General features: G+C 39.7%; 19 protein-coding genes and 9 tRNA genes. 8 read left to right on the top strand and 20 right to left on the bottom strand.

All coding sequences use genetic code 11. From position 1 onward, the window contains the following. Position 1: 1 nt before the first annotated feature. The 16 genes from rpsL to LS74_RS04215 form a co-directional block, all read right to left on the bottom strand. Positions 2-391, bottom strand: coding sequence for a 30S ribosomal protein S12 (gene rpsL / locus LS74_RS04140; RefSeq protein WP_002955409.1), 390 nt, complete (start codon positions 389-391; stop codon positions 2-4). Between the two features lie 90 nt (positions 392-481). Next, complete coding sequence (locus tag LS74_RS04145; protein WP_138128835.1) at positions 482-9157, bottom strand: DNA-directed RNA polymerase subunit beta/beta'; 8676 nt, start codon at positions 9155-9157, stop codon at positions 482-484. Between the two features lie 157 nt (positions 9158-9314). Then, positions 9315-9692, bottom strand: a complete 378-nt coding sequence (gene rplL / locus LS74_RS04150; protein ID WP_034588696.1) for a 50S ribosomal protein L7/L12 — start codon at positions 9690-9692, stop codon at positions 9315-9317. 11 nt (positions 9693-9703) lie between these two features. Continuing rightward, positions 9704-10189 (bottom strand): 50S ribosomal protein L10, encoded by a 486-nt coding sequence (rplJ, locus tag LS74_RS04155; RefSeq protein WP_034588693.1) that lies wholly within the window; start codon positions 10187-10189, stop codon positions 9704-9706. Positions 10190-10287: 98 nt separating this feature from the next. After that, positions 10288-10992, bottom strand: a complete 705-nt coding sequence (gene rplA, locus LS74_RS04160) for a 50S ribosomal protein L1 (RefSeq protein ID WP_138128837.1) — start codon at positions 10990-10992, stop codon at positions 10288-10290. A 15-nt stretch (positions 10993-11007) separates the two neighbouring features. Next, entirely contained in the window at positions 11008-11433 is a 426-nt protein-coding gene (rplK, locus tag LS74_RS04165) for a 50S ribosomal protein L11 (protein ID WP_002955414.1), read from the bottom strand. A gap of 26 nt (positions 11434-11459) precedes the next feature. Further along, entirely contained in the window at positions 11460-11975 is a 516-nt protein-coding gene (gene nusG / locus LS74_RS04170) for a transcription termination/antitermination protein NusG (RefSeq protein WP_002955415.1), read from the bottom strand. Positions 11976-11997: 22 nt separating this feature from the next. Beyond that, complete coding sequence (gene secE, locus LS74_RS04175; protein ID WP_181810102.1) at positions 11998-12177, bottom strand: preprotein translocase subunit SecE; 180 nt, start codon at positions 12175-12177, stop codon at positions 11998-12000. 45 nt (positions 12178-12222) lie between these two features. Further along, positions 12223-12298, bottom strand: a tRNA-Trp gene (locus LS74_RS04180). Between the two features lie 17 nt (positions 12299-12315). Continuing rightward, positions 12316-12486 carry a 50S ribosomal protein L33 gene (rpmG, locus tag LS74_RS04185; RefSeq protein WP_002955417.1) on the bottom strand — a complete coding sequence of 57 codons (171 nt, stop codon included), beginning with the start codon at positions 12484-12486 and terminating at the stop codon, positions 12316-12318. Between the two features lie 13 nt (positions 12487-12499). Beyond that, positions 12500-13699, bottom strand: coding sequence for an elongation factor Tu (gene tuf, locus LS74_RS04190; protein WP_002955418.1), 1200 nt, complete (start codon positions 13697-13699; stop codon positions 12500-12502). Between the two features lie 58 nt (positions 13700-13757). After that, a tRNA-Thr gene (locus LS74_RS04195) sits at positions 13758-13832 on the bottom strand. Positions 13833-13906: 74 nt separating this feature from the next. Further along, positions 13907-13983, bottom strand: a tRNA-Gly gene (locus tag LS74_RS04200). A 79-nt stretch (positions 13984-14062) separates the two neighbouring features. After that, positions 14063-14147: transfer RNA gene (locus tag LS74_RS04205), tRNA-Tyr, on the bottom strand. A 57-nt stretch (positions 14148-14204) separates the two neighbouring features. Then, positions 14205-14280: transfer RNA gene (locus LS74_RS04210), tRNA-Thr, on the bottom strand. 361 nt (positions 14281-14641) lie between these two features. Next, positions 14642-14842 (bottom strand): transcriptional regulator, encoded by a 201-nt coding sequence (locus tag LS74_RS04215; protein WP_236096796.1) that lies wholly within the window; start codon positions 14840-14842, stop codon positions 14642-14644. A gap of 212 nt (positions 14843-15054) precedes the next feature. On the opposite strand from LS74_RS04215, the gene LS74_RS11245 reads away from it, so the two are divergent. Continuing rightward, positions 15055-15201: a hypothetical protein gene (locus tag LS74_RS11245; RefSeq protein WP_236096794.1), complete on the top strand. Its 147-nt coding sequence runs from the start codon at positions 15055-15057 to the stop codon at positions 15199-15201. A gap of 8 nt (positions 15202-15209) precedes the next feature. Continuing rightward, complete coding sequence (locus LS74_RS11250; protein WP_236096797.1) at positions 15210-15638, top strand: TylF/MycF family methyltransferase; 429 nt, start codon at positions 15210-15212, stop codon at positions 15636-15638. 239 nt (positions 15639-15877) lie between these two features. On the opposite strand, the gene LS74_RS04225 is transcribed toward LS74_RS11250, so the two are convergent. The 4 genes from LS74_RS04225 to LS74_RS04240 all read right to left on the bottom strand — a co-directional run bounded on the left by LS74_RS04225 (position 15878) and on the right by LS74_RS04240 (position 16401). After that, positions 15878-15965 (bottom strand) — tRNA-Ser (locus tag LS74_RS04225). 36 nt (positions 15966-16001) lie between these two features. Then, positions 16002-16076, bottom strand: a tRNA-Cys gene (locus tag LS74_RS04230). Between the two features lie 70 nt (positions 16077-16146). Further along, positions 16147-16234 (bottom strand) — tRNA-Leu (locus tag LS74_RS04235). Positions 16235-16326: 92 nt separating this feature from the next. After that, a tRNA-Gly gene (locus tag LS74_RS04240) sits at positions 16327-16401 on the bottom strand. Positions 16402-16630: 229 nt separating this feature from the next. Between LS74_RS04240 and LS74_RS04245 the strand changes: the two genes are divergently transcribed. The 6 genes from LS74_RS04245 (at position 16631) to LS74_RS04270 (ending at position 22969) form a co-directional block, all read left to right on the top strand. Further along, entirely contained in the window at positions 16631-17824 is a 1194-nt protein-coding gene (locus LS74_RS04245) for a succinyldiaminopimelate transaminase (RefSeq protein ID WP_034587213.1), read from the top strand. Then, positions 17821-19140 (top strand): UDP-N-acetylmuramate--L-alanine ligase, encoded by a 1320-nt coding sequence (murC, locus tag LS74_RS04250; RefSeq protein ID WP_034587212.1) that lies wholly within the window; start codon positions 17821-17823, stop codon positions 19138-19140. Before LS74_RS04245 ends, murC begins: the two co-directional genes overlap by 4 nt. After that, a complete protein-coding gene (locus tag LS74_RS04255) occupies positions 19141-19563 on the top strand; it encodes a hypothetical protein (RefSeq protein WP_034587210.1) in 423 nt (140 codons plus the stop codon). A gap of 13 nt (positions 19564-19576) precedes the next feature. Beyond that, complete coding sequence (locus tag LS74_RS04260; RefSeq protein ID WP_034587208.1) at positions 19577-21853, top strand: endonuclease MutS2; 2277 nt, start codon at positions 19577-19579, stop codon at positions 21851-21853. Positions 21854-22013: 160 nt separating this feature from the next. Continuing rightward, complete coding sequence (locus tag LS74_RS04265) at positions 22014-22673, top strand: hypothetical protein (protein ID WP_034587206.1); 660 nt, start codon at positions 22014-22016, stop codon at positions 22671-22673. Positions 22674-22681: 8 nt separating this feature from the next. Next, the gene (locus tag LS74_RS04270) at positions 22682-22969 is read left to right on the top strand and encodes a DUF3240 family protein (protein WP_034587204.1); all 288 of its coding nucleotides are present in this window, start codon (positions 22682-22684) and stop codon (positions 22967-22969) included. Positions 22970-23146: the final 177 nt, after the last annotated feature.

Here is a 23146-nt window from a genome sequence, read left to right on the forward strand (position 1 = left end):
ATTATTTTTTATCGCCACCGGCTTTAGCTTTTTTAGCACCATACTTACTGCGTGAAACGCTTCGTTTTGCTACACCTGCTGTATCCAAAGCACCACGAATAATGTGATATTTCACACCCGGCAAGTCCTTAACACGACCACCCCTTACAAGCACGATTGAGTGTTCTTGTAGATTATGCCCTTCACCGGGAATATAGCTAATCACTTCAACCTTGGAGGTAAGCTTAACCTTTGCTACCTTTCTTAATGCCGAGTTTGGTTTCTTTGGTGTTGTTGTATAAACACGCGTGCATACGCCCCTTCTCTGCGGACATTCTAACAACGCTGGAGACTTTGTCTTACGAATGACTTTCTTTCTCTCTTTTCTAATTAACTGATTTATGGTTGGCACTGACTTTCCTTTATGTAAAATTTGAAAATAAAAAATGCGGGGATTCTACCCAACTAAAACTTTTATTTCTCTTAGAGAATAGGATTTCGCCTATTCTTCAAGCCTTTCATCTTGTGAATCATACTTGTAGTTAAACTTCTTGTTTTTATACAAGCCCGTTCCCACAGGTATCATACGCCCTAAAACAACATTTTCCTTAAGATCATCAAGCGTATCTTTCTTGGCTGCGATACTCGCTTCCGTAAGCACCTTTGTAGTTTCTTGGAAAGATGCTGCGGAAATAATAGAATCGCTTCCAATAGCCGCACGCGTGATACCTAGCAAAATTGGTTCAGCCACCGCTGGTTCCCCACCCATACGCAAGATTCGCTCATTCTCTTCTTTAAAATGTCGCTTACTGACTAAATCGCCTTCAATAAATTTCGTATTGCCACTATCAACAATCTTCACTTGTCGCAACATTTGAGACACAATAATCTCGATATGTTTATCAGCAATACTTACACCTTGTCGGCGATATACTTGCTGCACTTCACTTACGATATATTTGTGAAGTTCTTTTTCCCCACTGATACGCAAGATATCGTGGCTTGAAACTACACCATCAGTCATTGCCTCCCCTGCGTGGATAAACTCATTTTCGTGTACGAGAATCTTCTTATTTTTATCCACAGCATATTCAGCCACGCGACCATCACTAGAAGTGATAATGATTCTTTCCTTACCGCGTATCGGCTTACCAAAACTCACCGTTCCATCAAGCTCTGAAAGAATGGCAGTATCTTTTGGCTTTCTTGCCTCAAAGAGTTCTGTAACGCGTGGAAGACCACCGGTAATATCTTTTGATTTTGCTAATGCTTTAGGCACTTTAGCAATAATATCAGCCACTTCTACCTTATCTCCATCATTCACCGCAATAGATGTGCGAGATTCTAAACGATAGCTTATCTCCTTACCATCTTTTGTGGTAACAACAAGCATAGGCTTATAACCAGCCGGAACATACTCGTTAATCACAAAATTCTTTTGATGTGTATTCTCATCTTCTTGCTCACTCACTGTAATACCTGCGATAATGTCTCTAAAGGATATAACCCCTGCTTGATCGGCAATCACAGGCTCACTATACGCATCCCATTCTGCCACAACAATATGCTCATCTGAACTTGGCTCGGAAATAAGCGTGTCAATCTCCACTTCACTATTATCATCAACAAGAATCTTAGAAGTTCTCGCAATATAGTGGCGGATAGCCTCCCTATCATTTTGATCAGCAATAACAGCAAACATACCCTTTTCTGCTACAACCATACCCTTCTTCACATCGTGATTACGCTCAAGCGTATCGGCACGGAGTGTATAAAACTTCACAATACCTTTCTCTTTTGCCACGATTTTTTGAGAAATAGGCGCATTGTCTTCAACCTTTAACTCACTTCCATAAGGAATGCGAGTGGGGACATTCCAGCTATCCATAATCGTATCAACAATGCTTCCACCAGCCTTAACCTTATATCCGCTTTCGTGTGGCACAAGAAGTTTGCCCTCAATCTTACCTGTAACCCCAGCAAGCTCGTTTTGCTTGGCTACATCATCTTTCCTTAAGCGGTATGTTTCAGTTCGCTTCTTATCACCAACAATAGTAATATGCACTTCATCGTGGATATTTTCAACCAAAAGTTCCCCATCAAACTCCGCCTTAATGCGTGGCTCCACAACAAGAATAGCAGCATTTCTGCGATTTGCCACAATCTTTTGCCCCTTACTATTTGTGTAAGTGCGGATATTGTGATAGCGGATAAAGCCTTCTTTTTTCGCCACAATTTGCTTTTCTTCCGTGCTTCTGCTTGCTGTCCCACCAACGTGGAATGTTCTAAGCGTAAGCTGAGTGCCCGGCTCACCGATACTTTGTGCAGCCAATACCCCAACAGCTTCGCCGGGTTTAACCATCTTAGACTCACCAAGATTCAGTCCATAGCACTTCGCACACACACCTTTTGGAGCCTTACAAGTTACAGGAGTGCGTATCATTATAGATTTAACATTTGCTTCCTTGATGCGTTTTGCCATTGCCACATCAATAAGCACACCCTCGCTCAATAGAATCTCATTAGCAATAGGGTCAATAATATCTCGTGCCAACACACGCCCGACTACACGCTCTTCAAGCGGCTCAATCATATCACTTCCAACGGTAATATCTGTAATCTCCACACCCTCGTGTGTGCCACAATCCTCAATAGTAACTTTCATATTTTGGCTTACATCAATAAGCTTCCTTGTGAGATACCCAGCATTTGCCGTTTTTAACGCCGTATCAGCTAGACCTTTTCTCGCTCCGTGCGTTGAATTGAAGTATTCTAATACATTCAAGCCTTCTTTAAAGTTTGATGTAATAGGTGTCTCAATAATCGTGCCATCAGGCTTAGCCATAAGCCCTCTCATTGCAGAAAGCTGACGAATTTGTGCCTCACTACCTCTCGCTCCTGAATCTGCCATCATATAGATAGAGTTAAAGCCCTGCTTGTCAGTCTTGACTTTCTCCATCATCAGTTTGCCCATTTTTTCACTTGTCTCTGTCCAAATATCAATGCTCTTATTGTATCGCTCTTGTGCAGTGAGAAGCCCCTGCTCAAACTCACCTTGGATTCTCTTAATTTCTTTTTTAGCCTCTTCTATCATACCCATCTTATCTTGAGGGATAATAATATCAGCCGCAGAAATCGAAATACCCGCTTTTGTAGCATATTTAAATCCAAGATTCTTAAGATTATCAAGGAAAGTTGCTGTGATACCTAGCCCACCTTCTTTATACACATAATCAATTAATGCACCAATGTCTTTTTTCTTCATTGTTTGATTCCATAGACTTAGTGGCACAAAATCAGGTAATATAGAGCTTAGAATCATACGCCCAGCAGTTGTATCAATCACGCGTCTTTCATACACAGTTTTAATGCGTGCATTAATATCAAGCTCGCCCATTTCAATTGCCATAACAATCTCATCAATACTTCCAAAAATCTTATGCTCACCTTTTACGCCTTTTTTCTCCAAAGACAGATAGTATAAGCCTAAAACCATATCTTGGCTAGGCACGGCTACTGCCTTACCACTTGCAGGCAAAAGAATATTCATAGAGCTAAGCATTAGTAGCTTACATTCTGCAATGGCTTCTTGTGAAAGTGGCACATGCACTGCCATTTGGTCACCATCAAAGTCCGCATTGAAAGCTGAACATACAAGCGGATGAAGCTGAATCGCCTTGCCATCTATCAATTTTGGGTGGAATGCTTGAATAGACTGCTTATGCAATGTTGGCGCACGATTGAGTAGCACTGGATAACCTTCAACAATCTCTTGGAGACACTCCCACACTTCATTTGTCTTTTGATTCACCATTTTTACAGCTTGTTTGAGCGTTGTAGCATACCCTTTCTCTTCAAGCTTTGCAAATAAATGTGGCTTAAATAGCTCTAATGCCATATTTTTAGGCAATCCACATTGATCCATCTTAAGATTTGGTCCCACGACAATAACACTTCGCCCAGAGAAATCCACCCTCTTACCGAGCAGATTCTGCCTAAAGCGTCCTTGCTTCCCTTTGATAATCTCTGAAAGCGATTTAAGCGGACGCTTATTTGCACCCTTCACCGCATTAGCATTTCTGCCATTATCAAACAACGCATCAACAGCTTCTTGGAGCATTCTCTTTTCGTTGCGGACAATAATTTCTGGTGAATCTAGCTCAATCAATCGCTTTAAGCGTTGATTGCGGTTAATCACGCGGCGATACAAGTCATTGACATCACTCACAGCAAACTTTCCGCCATCAAGGGCAACCAAAGGACGCAAATCTGGTGGCAACACCGGCAAGATTGTCAGCATCATCCACTCTGGGCGATTGCCGGAATTAATAAAGCTTTCAACAACTTTTAATCTTTTTACAATAGTCTTTTTCTTTGCTTCGGAATTTGTTGATTTTATCTCTTCACGCAATGAACCTAGAAGTTGCGTTAAATCTAGCTCCTCTAAAAGCTCTTTAATCGCCTCTCCGCCCATTTGTGCCACAAAGCCGGTATGCTCAAAGCGTTGATTAATACTTTGGAATTGCTCTTCATTCAGCACATCATATTTCAAAATTGGCTTTGAGCCTTCATTATCATAAAATGCCTCGCCGGGATTCTTAACAATATACGCTTCATAGTATAAAACACGCTCTAAATCTTTCATTTTCACACCAAGCAATGTCCCTATACGACTAGGCAAAGAACTCACATACCAAATATGTGCCACAGGTGCTACAAGCTCAATATGCCCCATACGAGAGCGACGAACTTTTGCTTTTGTTACTTCAACACCGCATTTTTCACATACAATGCCCTTATAACGCATTTTTTTGTATTTTCCACACAAGCACTCATAATCACGCACCGGTCCAAAAATTTTCGTGCAGAATAGTCCATCACGTTCGGGCTTTAATGTACGATAATTAATCGTTTCTGGCTTTTTGACTTCGCCACGACTCCAAGAGAGAATTTTCTCCGGACTTGCCAACACTAGTTGGAATGAGCTAAAATCTTTTGGTCTATCATCTTCTTTAATGATAATAGGTACAGGCATTCCATTTTCATCAACTTCTTCGCCATAAATATTCACATCAAGTGCTAGAGATTGAAGCTCTTTTGTCAAAACATAAAAAGTCTCTGGAATCTCAGATTCCCCAACGTGCTCACCTTTTGTAATCGCTTTATACGCACCCCTGCGTCCCTCTGTATCATCAGATTTAATTGTAAGCATTTCTTTGAGCGTATGAGCTGCTCCATAAGCTTCCAATGCCCACACTTCCATTTCTCCAAAGCGTTGCCCACCAAAGAGTGCCTTTCCACCAACAGGCTGTTGCGTAACTAGCGAGTAAGGTCCTGTGCTTCGTGCGTGAACTTTTTCATCAACAAGATGATGAAGTTTGAGCATATACATATAACCCACATTGACACGCTCACGCGTTTTTTCGCCTGTTTTTCCATCATACAGCTCTGTCTTACCATCGGTGTCAATTTTAGCTAGGGCAAAAAGCTTATCAAACTGCTCTTGCTTGATACCCTCAAATACAGGGATAGCAAACTTCACACCCTTACTCCAATCTCGTGCATAGCTAATTAAACGCTCATCATCAAGCTTTTGAAGAAAATCTAACATTGCCTTATCTTCTGGATTCACAAGCTTGTGAATCTCAATCATTTTTGAACGCAATGTATCAACCCATTGCTTTGATTGCGAGCTAAGAACTTCTTCAAGTTGGCGTCCAAGATTCTTACCTACAAGCCCCAAATGCACTTCAAGAATCTGCCCAATATTCATACGGCTAGGCACACCCAAAGGATTAAGAACAATATCCACAGGCTCACCATCAGCAGTATAAGGCATATCTACCATAGGGACGATATTTGAGACAATACCTTTATTTCCGTGTCGTCCAGCCATTTTATCGCCCACTTTCAGTTTGCGTTTTGTAGCGATATAAATCTTTACAAGCTTTACAACACCGCTAGGCAAAATATCATCTTTTTCTAAAATAGAGAGTTTCTCTTCGTGCTCTTCGCCCAAAGTTTTCTTTTGCTCTAAGAAGTTTGTCTTAATCTGCTCATATCGGCTTTGCACCTCTTTGGAATAGCTTTTAATCAAAGTGCTTAGAGCAAAAGGATTCAAAACACCTAGCTCTTCTTTTGGAATCTGTGTGCCTTTTTTAAACGTCTTATCGGCAATTTTTGCTTCACTCGTCAGCTTTTCTTTTGAAAGCATAAGTGAGATTCGCAAAGTCTCCTCTTGCTGAATCATCGTTAATCTGTCGTGATGCTCTATATCAAGCACCTTTTTTTCTTCCTCATAGGCACTTATGGCACGAGCATCTTTTTCATAACCCTTTTTTGTAAAGATTTTTACATCAACAACAGTTCCCTCAAGTGAAGGGGGACAATATAGGGACTTATTTACCACGTGTCCTGCTTTTTCGCCAAAAATCGCACGCAATAATCTCTCTTCAGGCGTAGGCTTCACTTCGCCTTTAGGAGAGACTTTCCCAACAAGAATCATACCCCCACTTACATAAGTCCCAATCCTTACAATCCCACTTTCATCAAGATGAGCAGTCTCTGTTTCTTTTGTGCCCGGAATATCAGCTGTAATCTCCTCTAACCCGTGTTTAAGCTCACGCGCTTCAATTTCTTTTTCATAAATATGAATAGAAGTAAAAGCATCTTCTTTAATAAGCTTTTCACTCACCACAATCGCATCTTCAAAGTTATATCCATTCCACGGCATAAAGGCTACACGGATATTTTTTCCCAAAGCCAACTCACCGCTATCCATACTTGGACCATCGGCGATAATTTGTCCTTCTTCCACGCTATCACCTTGTCGCACGATAGGTTGCTGTGAAAAACAAGTATTTTGGTTTGTTCGCAGATTCTTACCCAAATAATAGTGATCAATGTATGCACCATTATCATCTTCGCCAAGAATATAAATATTTTTAGAATCTACCTTTTCTACAACACCGCCTCTTTTTGCCTTTGTCGCCTCCCAAGAATCACGAGCAATCACTTGCTCAATCCCTGTGCCAACAATAGGTGCATCAGGCTTTAATAGCGGCACAGCTTGACGCTGCATATTAGATCCCATTAGAGCACGGTTAGCATCATCGTGCTCTAAAAATGGAATGAGTGAAGCAGCCACACCAACAAGCATTCTAGGGCTTAAGTCAATGAGCTGAACGCGAGATTTTTCCCCTAGGAGAATCTCACCATCTTTTCTTGTTTCAATCAAATCTTCAATAATGCGACCATCTTTGTCCACAGCCGTGCTTGCAGGAGCGATAACAAGTCCTTCTTCTTGAGCGGCAGTAAGATAGACAATCTCATCAGTTACAATGCCATTTTCAACTTTTTTATATGGTGCTTCAATAAAGCCCAAATCATTTACGCGGGTATAAGTTGAAAGTGTGTTAATCAAACCGATATTTTGCCCTTCTGGCGTTTCAATGGGGCAGATTCTACCATAATGCGTAGGATGCACATCTCTTGCTTCAAAGCCCACTCTGTCTTTCACAAGCCCACCCTCACCAAGTGCGGAAAGTCGGCGTTTGTGAGTAACTTCTGAGAGCGGATTAGTTTGGTCCATAAATTGTGAAAGCTGTCCGCCGGTGAAAAACTCCATAATCGTGCTTGTAATCATCTTGCCATTGACTAAATCGTGAGGCATAATCGTATCAAATGCGCCACTTAATGAAGTAAGCTTATCGCGGATAGCTTTTTGCATTTTGACAAGCCCAGAGTGAAGTTCATTTGCCAAAAGCTCACCGATAGAGCGGATTCTACGATTACCAAGATGGTCTCTATCATCAATTTTACCTAGTCCATTTTTGACTTTAAGCAGATATTGAATCGTTTTAAGAATATCCTCGTGTGTCAGCACGGTAACATAATCTGGGACATTAATTTGAAGTTTATGATTCATTTTCATACGCCCAACGCGTGTCAAGTCATAACGCTCTGAATCAAAGAATAATTGACGCACAAAACTTTTTGCAACCTCTTTTGTTACAGGCTCTCCGGGACGCATAACTTTGTAGATTCTAATAGCAGCCAAGTCATTTTCATCATCAATCTTTTCACTTTGGCGAAGCATTTTAAGCGATTCCGCATCGGCAATAAATGAATTGATAATTGAGTTATCCACACCTGCTGCACTATCATTGGCAATGACAAACTCATTAATTTTAAGCTCGTGAAGTTTTTTGAGTTTTAGTTCATCAAGCTGTGTCAAGGTATCAAAAAGCACTTCTCCTTGTGCGTTAATGATAGGCTCGGCAAGGAATTTATTACTCAAGCTTTCAAGGGGATATTCTATAAGATCAATTTTAGCTTCTTTTAATTCCTTGATTTTTTTAGCCGAAAGTCTCTTGCCAGATGCTACCAAAAGATTACCCTTAGCGTCCTTGATATCAAATTCAGCACGAGTGCCAATGCTATCCACATCAAAAGGAATAAGATATTTGCCCTTTTGATACTTCACTTTTTGTAATGGATAGAAAATTTTAAGAATGTCTTGCTTGCTGTATCCCATAGCACGCAAAATGATTGTTACAGGCACTTTACGGCGTTTATTGATACGTGCATACAATACATCTTTAGCATCATATTCAAAATACAACCAAGAGCCACGATCAGGGATAATCTGCCCTGTATAGATAAGCTTATTTGATGAAGTATTAGATTCTTCTTCTTTGAAAATGACGCCCGGGCTGCGATGAAGCTGATTAACCACCACGCGTTCAACACCATTGATAATAAAGCTTGTTCTATCTGTCATCAATGGAATATCACGCACAAAAATATTTTGTTCTTTTACATCTTTTACACCCAATCTTTCGCCGGTTTTTTCGTCCTTTTCCCACAATACAAGACGAATTTTAATCTGCAATGAAATGGCATAAGTTACACCACGCACCATTGCTTCATTGGTCGTATATTTAGGTTTGCCAAATTTACAACCAGCATATTCAAGCGTAATGCGATTTTGATTATCTTGGATAGGAAAAACAGACTTAAATACGCGTTCAATACCAGATTCTTTATCACCATCAATACAAAGAAAATCATCATAACTATTTCTTTGCAAAAGCAAAAGATTGGGAACATCTATACTTTGAGGATTTTTTGTAAAGTCTGCTCGGAGTCTATTTTTTAATTTTGTGAAGTTTGCCATATGTTGAATCCTTCTTGGTCTATGATTAAAAAGAGCTAAATACTCTAAAAAAGCCTACAATTATAAGGTATTTTTACAATATTACTTAAACGCAAAAAAGCCAAACCTTAGATTCTAAGATTTGGCAACCCATTATAAGCAGTGAAACATAAGGATTTTATTTAATTTCAACCTTAGCACCCGCTTCTTCAAGTTTTTTCTTAAAGTTTTCAGCATCTTCTTTGCTTACACCTTCTTTAAGTGTGCTTGGAGTTTGCTCTGTGGCATCTTTAGCTTCTTTCAAGCCAAGTCCTGTAATCTCACGAACTGCCTTGATAACATTAATCTTATTTGCACCCGCATCAACAAGAATCACATTAAAGTCAGTTTTTTCTTCAGCAGCAGCTCCAGCTCCGCCACCTGCAACCGCACCTGCAACAACCGTTGGAGCAGCACTCACACCAAACTTTTCTTCAAAAGCCTTCACAAGCTCTGAAAGCTCCAACACAGAAAGATTCCCAATGTATTCTAATACATCTTCTTTAGAAATTGCCATTTTTTCTCCTTTTATTGATTTTCTTCTTTTTGTTTTTTCAAATTATCAAGCCCGGTAACAAAATAGCGTGCCGGTGCCGTCCAAACAGACAACAACATACCAATAAGCTCTTCTTTGCTTGGGAGCTTGGAAACAGATATAATATGCTGTGTATCCACAACTTCTGCATCAAACAAGCCCATTTTTAAGCTAAAATGCTCACTATGTGCATCTGCAAACTTACAAACAACCTTAGATAACGCGATTTGATCATCTGCCCAAAGGAAAATATTTGTATCCTTAAGTGCCAAATCAGGCTGCTCTGCATTTTTTAGTGCGATACTTGCCAAAGTATTTTTAATCACTTGAACTTTAATGTTTGCCGCTTTTGAAGTGCGTCTTAGCTCTTCAAGATGACTGACTTGCAAACCTTTATAATCACACACAATCAGTGCGGAAGCATTCTTAAATTCAGCGCTTAAATATTCTACAATCTGAATCTTCTCTTGCTTAGTCATTCTTCCTCCTTTCAGCCCAAAACCTCACACAGGGTAAATTTTAAGCTTTAAGCCCCTATGCTCTTTGGTCTAAGATAAAACTATGCAGTTATTTTGACTTATTTCACATCCATAAGCTCTTGAGAATCTACTCTCACAGCAGGACTCATAGTAAGTGACAATGTACTACTGCGGATATATTTTCCTTTTGCCGAAGTAGGTTTTAAGCGATTGATAGCACGAACAAGTTCTAACATATTATCGCGAATCTTATTCTCATCAAATGAAACCTTACCAATAGGAGCGTGGATAATCCCTTTTTTATCAACCCTAAAATTCACCTGCCCACTTTTAGCATTAGAAACTGCCTTGGCAATATCCATTGTAACAGTGCCTGTCTTTGGATTTGGCATTAAGCCTTTTGGTCCTAGAATCCGTCCAACTTTACCCACAAGTGCCATCATATCAGGCGTTGCAATAACCATATCAAAATTAATATTGCCATTTTTAATGTCATCTGCCAAATCATCAGCACCTACAACATCAGCCCCTGCATTTTTTGCTTCATCAGCCTTGATGCCTTTAGCAAAAACGGCAACACGCACCTTTTTACCTGTGCCGTGAGGCAACACAACTGCACCGCGAATCATTTGATCGGCGTGTCTAGGATCAACACCCAATCGCAACGCTACTTCAACGGTTTCATCAAACTTAGCAGACGCCAATGACTTAACAACACTCACTCCACTTTGAACATCATACACCTTTTGAGAATCTACCTTCGCCTCTAAAGCTTGTAATCTCTTTGCTATTTTTTTACCCATAAACAAACTCCGTTATTAATCTTGGATTTCTATACCCATGCTTCTTGCACTTCCAGCTACGATTTTCTTTGCAGCTTCAATGTCTGATGCATTAAGGTCTTCCATTTTAGTTTGAGCAATTTCTTCAAGCTGCTTGCTTGTTAATTTTCCAACTTTATTTTTCAACGGATTATCAGAACCTTTTGTAATCTTAGCAGCTTTCTTAATAAGATCCGTTACAGGTGGCTTCTTTGTGATGAAAGTAAAGCTTTTGTCTTGATAAATGGTAATAACAACAGGGATATTAAAATCACCCATATCCTTTGTTTTCTCATTAAACGCTTTACAAAACTCCATAATATTCACACCTCTTTGTCCTAACGCTGGACCAACAGGTGGAGATGGATTTGCCTTGCCCGCTGGAATCTGTAATTTCAACTCACCAACAACTTTTTTGCCCATTATCTATTCCTTTCTCTTAAGCAAATTTAAACAATCTTTTCAACTTGCGAATATAAAATCTCAACAGGAGTATTTCTACCAAATATTGAAACATTAAGCTTAAGCTTTTTATGCTCCAAATCATATTCCTCAACCGTCCCCGTGAAATTCACAAACGGACCATCAATAATCCGCACAACTTCACCTTGTTCAAATGAAATCTTGGGTTTTGGAGCACTTGGATTTCTTACTTTCTCAAGTATCTTTGCAATATCAGCTTCACTCAAAGGTGTTGGCTTCTTGCTTTCACCGATAAAACGCCCCACCCTTGGCAAAGACTGAATCATATGCCAAAGTTTCGTATCCAAATCAACTTGGATAAACACATATCCGGGATACAAACTTCTATCCACGATCTTCTTTTTTGTTTCAATAATAGATTCTGTGGGGACAACAACCTCACCAAATCTATCTTGCATCTGATTTTGAACAATAAGATTGCGGATTGCCTCGCCTACTGATTTTTCACTACCAGAATATGTTTGTATAGCATACCACTCCAAGCTTCACCTCTCCACAATGATATTACAAAATACTTGATACAGAATGAGACAAAATCCAATCAACCAACGCCAAAAACAGAGTAACAACACTCACTACAATAAGCACAGAGATGGCTGCATTGCGAATCTGCTCTTTTGTAGGGAAAATAACCTTTAGCCGTTCCTCGTTTGCACTGCGAAAATAGGTTTTTATTTTCTTAATCATTTTGTATCTCTTTTCTTAAACAATTTTAACTTACAGCTTTTGTGGCAGGCCAGGAGGGACTCGAACCCCCAACACTCGGTTTTGGAGACCGACGCTCTACCATTGGAGCTACTGACCTATCAGCTAGGCAGAAGCCTAGCTTTTAAGTTTTACTTCCTTATGAATTGTATGTTTATTCAAACGAGGAGAAAACTTCTTGAGCTCCAGTTTTTCTGTATTTGTTTTCGCATTCTTAGTGGTGCTGTAATTTATATCACCACATTCAGAACACTTAAGTCCTATTTTAATGGTGCTACCTTTTGCCATTTATAAGCCTCTACTATTCAATGATTTTTGTTACAACACCTGAACCAACTGTTCTACCACCCTCACGAATCGCAAAACGAGTTCCTTCTTCAAGCGCAACAGGGGCAATAAGCTCTACTGTGATTTTTACATTATCACCGGGCATAACCATCTCTACACCACTTGGAAGCTCAATAGAACCTGTAACATCTGTTGTTCTTACATAGAATTGTGGGCGGTAACCCTTAAAGAATGGAGTGTGTCGTCCGCCTTCCTCTTTTGAAAGGACATAGATTTCACCTTCAAATTTCTTGTGTGGCGTAATTGAGCCGGGCTTACAAAGAACCATACCTCTCTCAACTTCTTCTTTCTTTGTTCCTCTTAGAAGGATACCAACATTGTCTCCAGCCTCACCTTTGTCAAGCTCTTTTCTAAACATTTCAACACCAGTAACTGTTGTTTTTTGTGTATCGCGGATACCTACGATTTCTACTTCATCACCCACACACACAACACCTCTTTCTACTCTACCTGTTACAACCGTTCCACGACCAGCGATTGAGAATACATCTTCCACAGGCATAAGGAATGTTTTTTCAGTGTCGCGTTGTGGAGTAGGAATATATCTATCAACTTCTTCCATCAACTTCAATACTTTCTCACCCCATTCGCCAACATTGCCTGCTTTTGCTTCTTCAAGTGCTTTAAGCGCAGAACCAGCTACGATTGGTGTATCATCACCAGGGAAATCATATTGGCTAAGCAATTCACGAACTTCCATCTCCACAAGCTCAAGCAATTCAGCATCATCAACCATATCTTGTTTATTCAAGAATACAACGATGTAATGCACACCCACTTGGCGTGAAAGAAGAATATGCTCTCTTGTTTGTGGCATAGGACCATCAGCAGCAGATACAACCAAAATCGCACCATCCATTTGTGCTGCACCTGTAATCATATTTTTTACATAGTCAGCGTGTCCTGGGCAATCTACGTGTGCATAGTGGCGATTTTCTGTCTCATATTCAATATGAGAAGTCGCAATTGTAATCCCTCTTTCTTTTTCTTCAGGGGCATTATCAATATTGTCATAGTCTTTCATTTCTGCAAGACCTTTTGTCGCCAACACAGCAGAGATAGCTGCACTCAAAGTTGTTTTTCCGTGATCCACGTGTCCAATTGTTCCTACATTCACGTGTGGCTTGTTTTTTACAAACTTTTCTTTTGCCATTTTGTTCTCCTACTTTAAGATTTGTTTTAGAATCTTTATAAGATTCCACTTGAAAAACTGGAGCCCATAAGCGGGATTGAACCGCCGACCTCTTCCTTACCAAGGAAGTGCTCTGCCACTGAGCTATATGGGCAACCTTATAAAATTTTGAAAAACACTTTGGAGAAAAATCTTTAAGAATACAAGTCAAAGATTCAGCTCCCAGTATGGAGCGGGAAACGGGGCTCGAACCCGCGACCCTCAGCTTGGAAGGCTGATGCTCTAGCCAACTGAGCTATTCCCGCAAAAATAAGAAATCATTTTGACTACCACCTAAACTTGGCTACTTCAACCCTTTTATTATTTATATTTAAAAGAGCTAGGTGGTGGTGAGTCGTGGATTCGAACCACGGAAGACATAGTCAGCAGATTTACAGTCTGCCCTCGTTGGCCACTTGAGTAACTCACCAAAAACAATTACAAAAACTGGTAAAAACACTGAAAGCATATGCTAGAGTGTGAAAAATGGAGCTGGTTAAGGGACTTGAACCCCCGACCCTCTGCTTACAAGGCAGATGCTCTACCAACTGAGCTAAACCAGCATTTTGGAATTAAAAGGCGTGATTATATAGATTTTGCATAAGTTTGTCAAGATTTGTTACCAATTTGTTACCAAAGTTTGAATCCCCAAGAATCCACAAAACCCCTGACCATAATTTTGTTTCTCATTTCAACACCAAATCCCTTAAGACACTTCATTGTTTTAAACTCATCAAAATCCTAACATCTCCCAAACCCCAAGCCATCAATGCCACAAAAGCCTAGATTCTTTCAAAAACAGCATTAAAGATTACTCAAATTGAGCCAAACTGAACTTGCAATCAAGCCCCACAGTCCTAAAAACGCCAAAGAAGATTCTGCTAAATATGTCCCCCACAAATGCCATTTAGAATCTCTGGCATCTCACACTTTTTTCTTGCACCCATACTCTTCAATCTCTTGTCTAATTTCCTGCTCAGTTCCTTCTAGCTCATCGCCTAAGCGTCTTTGTGCCTCAATCACTTCATCAAACTTAAAACCAAGCATAACAATCCTATATAGATTTGGCTTATATTTACGCCAATTATAAAGAGTACTTACATCAATATCCAAATAATACGCCATATCACGCTTGGTTCGTTTCTGCTTCACTGCCACTTTCCTTAAAAATTTATTGATGATTCTAAATTTTGAAAGTGCATTGTGGCTATTTTTTGCTGATATAAAAACAATTGTATAAATCAATGTTTTTTATTTAAATAATTGAATATTTCAATTATTTTTGTTACAATCATCGCAATGTTTTACAAAACACCACCTCAATAACAAGGATTGCTATGACACTCAATGGATTTAAAACCGAAAAAAGCTTTCATTATGAAAATGGATTCTATGCCTGTGCTGATGATAGGCGATTTGGCAAATTTTTCGCCCACTATGAGCTTTATAAAAAAATCATTAACTTGCCCCCGGAGACATTGTAGAATGTGGAATTTTTAAGGGCAACTCTTTCTTTCGCCTTGCTCATTTTCGCAATATCTTAGAAACGCAGCATTCACGCAAGATTATTGGTTTTGATATGTTTGGTAAATTTCCCCAGACACATTTTGAAGCAGGCAAGAAATTGCGTGAAGGATTTGTGGCTGAAGCAGGAGATGGCATTGCATTTGAAGAGATGAAGCGTGTTCTCTCACACAAAAATATTACAAATTATGAACTCATACAAGGTGATATCAATCTCACCCTGCCACAATACTGCGTTGAAAACCCGCAACTTAAAATTGCCTTTCTACATATTGATACAGATATTTATGAACCAGCAGTAACGATTTTAGAATCTTTATATGACAAGGTTGTGCGTGGAGGGATTATCGCATTTGATGATTATGGCACTTTTCCGGGCGAGACAAAGGCGACCTGATGATTTTCTAGCCGACAAAGCAGAATCTCTACAAAAGCTCCCCATTTCACATATCCCAAGCTTTTTGATAAAAAGCTAGATTCCACACCCTACTCTTTAAGACATATTTCATAGCTTAAGACATATTTCATAGCCAAACACAATACGCCCAAATATGTCAAACCCCTAATTTTCAAAATCCCATAAAGCAGGATTCTCAAGCAAACATCAAACATTATTGAAGCAAAACAAAATAATCGTGGCCGGGAGAGAGGGATTCGAACCCCCGGAGGTGTGACCCTCAACGGTTTTCAAGACCGCCGCTTTCAACCACTCAGCCATCTCCCGCCCTATTTTGAATAAACAGAAAGAATATGTAGATCTTGGAGGCGACACCCAGATTCGAACTGGGGAATCGAGGCTTTGCAGGCCCATGCCTTACCACTTGGCTATGTCGCCACCTTTAACATTAACCTTATACCAAATCAAATTCATCAATGTCCCACGGACAAATGAAAAATTCTCAAGGTGGTGCCCGAGACCGGACTTGAACCGGTACAGACGCAATGTCCGAGGGATTTTAAGTCCCTTGTGTCTACCAATTTCACCACCCGGGCTTATTCCAAAACGCAACTCAAATGCTCTGCAAATACAAAAAACATATTATAAAAATGAGATTGCTTTGTGGATTCTAGTCTTTAAGTCAATATGGAGCGGGAGACGGGGATCGAACCCGCGGCCCCAACCTTGGCAAGGTTGTGCTCTACCACTGAGCTACTCCCGCGTATGACTTTTAAGGGCATAATTGTAGCAATGCTGATTAAAAAAATCAAGGGCAAAAACGCAAAAAATAGGTAAATTGTAGTCAAAACATTGATTTTTTTGCTATATAATCCCAAGCATCGCACAATCAAAGCAAGTCCAAAAGCATATAAATATAGTCGATGGCTCTAAGTCATTCTAAGATTCTATGCAAATATCAAATACGCCACAAACATAAAAAAGGAGTTTTTGTGCTATCTCAATTTGAAAGCTACCCATTTGAAAAACTACGCACCCTTCTAAGCCACAGCACCCCCCCACAAGATTCTGAAATCTTCACGCTTACCATCGGTGAGCCGCAGTTCCCCACACCGCAAAATATTATAGAATCCTTACAGCACAACGCACCATTACTGAATAAATATCCCAAATCAAGTGGTGAATCTTATCTCAAAGACGCACAGCTTAGCTTCATCAAGCAACGCTATAAGATCAGTCTAACCCAAGAGCAGATTATCCCTACCTTTGGCACAAGAGAAGTGCTTTTTAACTTTCCGCAGTTTTATCTCTATGGCAAAGCAAATCCAACTATCGCCTACCCCAACCCATTCTATCAAATCTATGAGGGTGCAGCCCTTGCTTCAAAAGCAAAAGTCATCTATATGAATCTCACAAAAGAAAATGACTTCACGCCACATCTCACAGAGAGCCAACTCAAAGAAGTGGATATTGTGATTCTAAACTCCCCAAATAACCCTACCGGCAAGGCTATGGATATGCCCTCCCTTATCCAATGGGTAGAAAACGCCCTGCGGTATGATTTTGTGATTTTAAGCGATGAATGTTATAGCGAAATTTATAGCAATTCCCCGCCGCCTAGCATACTTGAAGCCTCTATCCAAGCCAACAACAAAAACTTTAAAAATATCATTGTGCTTAATTCTATCTCCAAACGCTCCTGTGCGCCGGGCTTACGCAGTGGCTTTGTGGCTGGGGATAGTGAGATTCTAAAAGCGTATAATCTCTATCGCACCTATCTGGGCTGTGCCTTGCCCCTGCCCTTGCAAAAAGCTGCTGCAACAGCGTGGCAAGATATGCAAAGTCCTGAATCTAGCCGCAAAATCTATGCGAAAAATCTCGCCCTAGCCCAAGAGATTCTAGGTCAATGGTTTTTAGATAGGGATTGTAAGATTTATCCCTACACATTTTATGTATGGCTTGAAGTGGGCGATGATGAAGCGTTTTGTAAATTTGCCTATGAAAAATGCGGTGTGCTAACCCTCCCGGGAAGTTATTTGGGCAGGGAGAATCAAGGCAGGGGATATGTAAGAATCGCCCTTGTGTATGATAATGACACAACACAAAAAGCCTTGCTTAAACTCAAAGAGGCATTGACACTTTATAAAAAACTTTACAAAACACTTGACAAAAAGGAGCAGGAATGAAAATACATTTTATCGGCATTGGCGGGATTGGAATCTCCGGTTTAGCAAAGTATTTACACGCTCAAGGGGCGGAGATTAGCGGCTCTGACATTAGTGAGGGCAATGCGACAAAATACCTTAAATCTCACGGCGTAACTATCACTATCCCACACAATGCAAACTGCATTACAAATCAAGACCTTGTCATACATTCCGCCATTATTAAGCCTAGCAATGTTGAAGTGCAAGAAGCTCACAAAAAAGGCATTAAAGTGCTTTCACGCAAAGAAGCCCTAGCCTTTATTTTAAAAGAAAAGCGTGTTTTTAGCGTATGTGGAGCGCACGGCAAATCCACGACAAGTGCGATTTTAAGTGCGATTTTCCCGCAATATGGAGCGATTATCGGGGCAGATTCTAAGGAGTTTGGCTCAAATGTACGTGAAGCAAAAAGTGAAACCATCATCTTTGAAGCTGATGAATCTGATAAAAGTTTTTTGAACTCAAATCCCTATTACGCCATTGTCCCAAATGCCGAGCCAGAGCATATGGAAAGCTATAATCATAATTTAGATGAGTTTTATGGGGCGTATAAAGACTTTATCCTTAAAGCAAAAAAGCGTGTGCTAAACACAAGCGATGCGTTTTTACACTCCCTTGCCGACATAGAAGCCATAAGGCTTAATCCAAAAACTGATATTAAAAATATACATTTTGAGCTTAATGATGATGAACCTTGCACGAGCTTTGAGCTGAAACATTATGGCGAGTTTAGAATCTGGGGCTTTGGGGAGCATATGGCAGAAAATGCCTCTTTAGCGATTTTATGTGCTATTGATGAATTAGGAGAGGCACAGCTCCCCGCTATCAAGCAGAACTTGCAACATTTTAAAGGCATTAAAAAGCGTTTTGATATTCTTTCAAAAGGAGACACGATCATTATTGATGACTACGCTCACCACCCCACTGAGATTCTAGCCACACTCAAAAGCGTAGCTATTTATAACAATCTCAAACCCCATAAAAAAATCATCGCCATTTGGCAGCCGCATAAATACTCTCGTGTGCTTGATAATATTCAATCTTTTGTGAATTGCTTTGAAAATGGCTGCGATGAGCTTGTGATTTTGCCTGTGTGGAGGGCTGGGGAAGAGCATATTGAGATTGATTTTAAATCACTCTTTGCACGATACAACCCCACTTTTGCCACACATTTAAAAGCAAAAGATGGAAAAGTTTATCTCTATGAGAATGAAGTCTTGCTAAAAATCCTTGAAAATGCCCTTATCATAGGGCTTGGAGCGGGGGACATTACCTATCAATTACGGGGAGAAAAATAAATGGGTTATTTTATTTTCATCTTACTACTTTTTTTATTTGTGGCAATCGGGCTTGTATTTGCTAAAAGTAAGCTATCTAGCAAAACAAAAATAATTTTAGGCATTTGTATCTTAAGCCTAGCAATCCTTATTGGCATATATAATCTTTTACAAAATAAACAAACACAGAATCTAGAGCGTTTAAAGACAGCCTTTGTGAGTGAAGTTCCCCTTATTTGCAACTTTCAAGGCAAGAAACTTCGTGTTACTACACAAAGTTTTACCCTAAGTAATGGCACGATGAGCTTCCAAGGCAGAGCAGATTCAAAATACAACCGCATTATTATCCCTCTGCAAGATTGCGATATAGAATCTGAATCCGCAGATTCCAAAGTAAGCGGTGCAGAGTCTGTAGATTCCAAAACAAACAACGCAGAATCTTAGGATTCTTTTTTCTATGACAAAGCAACCCAAGCAAGATTATGAAATGCTCATCTCAAGGCTTGATTTAGTAGCGTTTATAGAAAAGTTTGCTTCATTTTTCGCACGAGAAAAAAATAAGGATTCACACTCCACTTCTACATTTCCCATTTTTGCACTTCCGGGCGATAGGCAGTTTTTTAGCTCCCTTTTACAAGAGCTAGATTCAGTAGAGTTAAAGCCCCTGCCAAAGTTAGCAGAGCTTGATACCCCCCTTATCCACTTACAAAAACAAGGCACTTTACAATTAAATGAGATTTTTAGCTTTTCGCAGCTTGTGGGGTATTTTCTCTACCTAAAAAAGCATATCACAGATTCCACGCCTCGCACAAAAGCGTGGTGCGATAAGATTCTAATCCCTGAAGTCATTGCCAAGCTCCCCACATTTTTTACCCAAAAAGGCGAGATTACAAAGGGCATTTATCCGCATATTGATGAGCTTTACTCACAAATCAAGCAAACAAAAATCCGCATTGATGAATCTCTACAAAAGCTTCTGCATACACAAGCCCTACTGCCTTACCTTGTGGATAAATCCGTGCATTACATCAATCAAAATGAATGCCTTTTGCTTAAAGCCGGGTATAATCACAGCATTAAAGGTATGGTGCTAGAGCGTTCTCAAAGTGGCTTTTTCTACCTCTTGCCAGATTCTATACTCACGCTTAAAGAGCGACAAAACACGCTTAAAGACAGCTTGGAAGAAAGCCTATATCTCATCTGCAAGGAGCTTTCAAGCACTCTAGCCAAACATCTTCCATTTTTAAAATTTCTGAATCACTGCTTTGATATTTTTGATTCTATTCTTGCTCGTTTGAGCTTTGCTAAGGCTTTGAATCTTAGCTTTATTTACGCACTAGATTCTAAAAATCACATCATCTTACACGAGTTTAGCCACCCTGCCTTGCATTCCCCAAAGCCACTTAGCATTGACTTTAGCGGCGATTGCCTTATGATTACAGGGGTAAATGCTGGGGGCAAAACTATGCTTTTAAAATCAATTTTAAGTGCGTGTTTTTTAAGCAAATTTCTTATCCCCCTTAAAATCAATCCCCACCACTCCAAGATTCCACATTTTAAGCATATTAACGCTATTTTATCCGACCCGCAAAATAGCAAAAACGACATCTCCACTTTTGCCGGAAGAATGCTAGAGTTTTCACAGATTCTAAACACGCCAAATCTTTTGCTCGGCATTGATGAGATTGAGCTAGGCACCGATGCTGATGAAGCGGCAAGTCTGTTTAAGGTGTTTTTAGAGCATCTTTTAGAAAACAAGGCTAAGATTTTACTCACCACTCATCACAAGCACCTAGCCGCCCTTATGGCGAACAACCCGTTAATACAGCTTTGTGCGGCAATGTATGATATACACGCGCAAAAACCACTTTTTGAATTTCTAAATGGCAGTATCGGTAAAAGTTATGCGTTTGAAACAGCACAGCGTTATCATATCCCAAGCACACTCATTGCAAAGGCTAAAAGTGTATATGGAGCGGATAAGCAGAGGCTTAATGAGCTCATTGAACGCTCAAGCACACTTGAAATCACACTAGAGCAGAAAAATAAGCAGCTAGAACAACGCATTATTGAGTATGACAAAAAAATCCTGTCCCTTAAAGAGCAAGAAGAGCAGCAGAAAAAAGAGTTTCAAGCCTTAAAGCATAACTTACAAAATCAATATCATAAAGCCACACAAGCACTAAAAGACGCCCTAAAAGCAAAAGAAAGTAAAGAGATTCACAAAGCCTTTAATACCGCTCACGCCATTTTAAAGCCCACGCCCACGGCAAAGCAACCGCATAGCAAAGCACAGAATCTCCAAGTGAATGATTATGTCAAATACCAAAATACAAGGGGGAAGATTCTAAGTATCAAAGGTGAAACCTGCCTTGTGGAGCTTGAAAGCGGTATGAAACTCAAAGAAAAAATAGCAAATCTTAAAAAAACACAGCAAAGCCCCAAAAGCTTGAATCTGCAAAAAACAACATTTAAGATTGCACAAAATAAAAGCGTGGGTGTGAGCCTTGACTTACACGGAATGCGAGGGGAAGAAGCCATAGAGAGACTTGATGAATTTTTAAGCAATGCCCTTATGGCTGGGTATGATGAAGTGCTTGTGTATCACGGCATTGGCACGGGAATCTTAAGTCGGCTTGTTAAAGAATATTTACAACAGCACCCAAAAATCATATCCTTTGATGATGCTCCAGCAAATATGGGCGGCTTTGGTGCTAAAGTAATTAAACTCTAAATAAGGCTATGGAGTTGAAATTATAAAACCTTAAAGCTGTGAGATTCTAGCTCACACGCCTTTTATCTTAAGGTAAGTGCCTTAAGGCAGGGCTTATATGCCTTAAGCTATAATCCACCCTATTTTGAGCCAAATACAATATAAGCAAAAAAGGACAAAAATGGCATTGTTTAAAGTTGAGAATATGCCCACGCTGCCAGATATTAAGCACCAGATTCACTTTATCCATCAAACACCCCTTTTGCGGAGAGCTAAAATATTGTGGATACTCTCCATTATTATTGCGATATGTGGGGCGATTCCAGCTTACGCTCTTTTAAACAATCAAGCCCAAACCGGAACTTTTGGCATTTTAAGCATTACCAATACTCTAGCAACACTTTGTATGGTATTTACTTTTTTTTATCTCTCAAAGCTCGCTTTGCGTAAAAGACTATTTGTGCTATATGCGTTTAATTTTGCTACAAGTGCATTTATGACACTTGTTGATTACATTAAGATTCCAAGTCCGGCGTATGAGCTTTGTGCCTTATGTGTGGCTGTGATTGTTTGCTATTTAGCGTGGCATCTAGCTAAGGAACTAAGCTTTATTACAAATGATAGGCTTTTCTTTTTTGGTGCAAAAATTGGATTTGTGGGATTTTTGCTACTTATCATAAGCACAGCAATGCTTGCCCTTAATGATAATATGTTTGTCATTCTCATATTACTTAGCTCACTTGGGATAATGCTGTGGGGAACCATATGCTTTCTTATTGGAATCTTTAGATTGCGTCTTATCATAGCCTATGGCGAAGATTCACAAAATCCACTCAAATAAGGAGAGTTATGCAAGAGCTAAGTATTGATATTTATTTTAAAGATACACTTAAAGATTCTATTGTTGATATGCTGCTTGAAGATGGATATGATGACTTTTTTTTTATCCATTGCTCCAAATATGCTTCTAGCTCATTATTACAAAGTGCGACAGAGCAAGTAAGCGGAAGACAGGAATATGGGCTTTTTAGAATGTTTTTAGATGAAGAAAAAGCACAATTTATTGTCAATAAACTGCTCCAAGCCTTTGGCAAAGATGATATGAGAATCTACACGCATTTTACCACTCGTGTGTAGATTCTGCATTTTTAAAATTTTAGAATCTACACCGCCTTTTAGTGCTTTCAATAAAATGCAAGTTTAGAATCTAAATCCCCCTAAAACCTCTTCTTATTCACATCATCTAATATATCTTTAGCTACTCTATCTACTCTTTCACTTATTTCAGCACTTGAATTTGCTATCTCTACATTT

The organism is Helicobacter magdeburgensis (genome assembly GCF_000765825.2).
Lineage (GTDB): Bacteria > Campylobacterota > Campylobacteria > Campylobacterales > Helicobacteraceae > Helicobacter_C > Helicobacter_C magdeburgensis.

Bases quoted from the DNA above. Each gene is read 5' to 3' on its own strand.
- LS74_RS04145 (WP_138128835.1), bottom strand. From the start codon at position 9,157: ATGGCAAACTTCACAAAATTAAAAAATAGACTCCGAGCAGACTTTACA.
- rplL (WP_034588696.1), bottom strand. From the start codon at position 9,692: ATGGCAATTTCTAAAGAAGATGTATTAGAATACATTGGGAATCTTTCT.
- rplJ (WP_034588693.1), bottom strand. From the start codon at position 10,189: ATGACTAAGCAAGAGAAGATTCAGATTGTAGAATATTTAAGCGCTGAA.
- rplA (WP_138128837.1), bottom strand. From the start codon at position 10,992: ATGGGTAAAAAAATAGCAAAGAGATTACAAGCTTTAGAGGCGAAGGTA.
- rplK (WP_002955414.1), bottom strand. From the start codon at position 11,433: ATGGGCAAAAAAGTTGTTGGTGAGTTGAAATTACAGATTCCAGCGGGC.
- rpmG (WP_002955417.1), bottom strand. From the start codon at position 12,486: ATGGCAAAAGGTAGCACCATTAAAATAGGACTTAAGTGTTCTGAATGT.
- tuf (WP_002955418.1), bottom strand. From the start codon at position 13,699: ATGGCAAAAGAAAAGTTTGTAAAAAACAAGCCACACGTGAATGTAGGA.
- LS74_RS04215 (WP_236096796.1), bottom strand. From the start codon at position 14,842: ATGGCGTATTATTTGGATATTGATGTAAGTACTCTTTATAATTGGCGT.
- LS74_RS11245 (WP_236096794.1), top strand. From the start codon at position 15,055: ATGACACTCAATGGATTTAAAACCGAAAAAAGCTTTCATTATGAAAAT.
- murC (WP_034587212.1), top strand. From the start codon at position 17,821: ATGAAAATACATTTTATCGGCATTGGCGGGATTGGAATCTCCGGTTTA.
- LS74_RS04255 (WP_034587210.1), top strand. From the start codon at position 19,141: ATGGGTTATTTTATTTTCATCTTACTACTTTTTTTATTTGTGGCAATC.
- LS74_RS04260 (WP_034587208.1), top strand. From the start codon at position 19,577: ATGACAAAGCAACCCAAGCAAGATTATGAAATGCTCATCTCAAGGCTT.
- LS74_RS04265 (WP_034587206.1), top strand. From the start codon at position 22,014: ATGGCATTGTTTAAAGTTGAGAATATGCCCACGCTGCCAGATATTAAG.
- LS74_RS04270 (WP_034587204.1), top strand. From the start codon at position 22,682: ATGCAAGAGCTAAGTATTGATATTTATTTTAAAGATACACTTAAAGAT.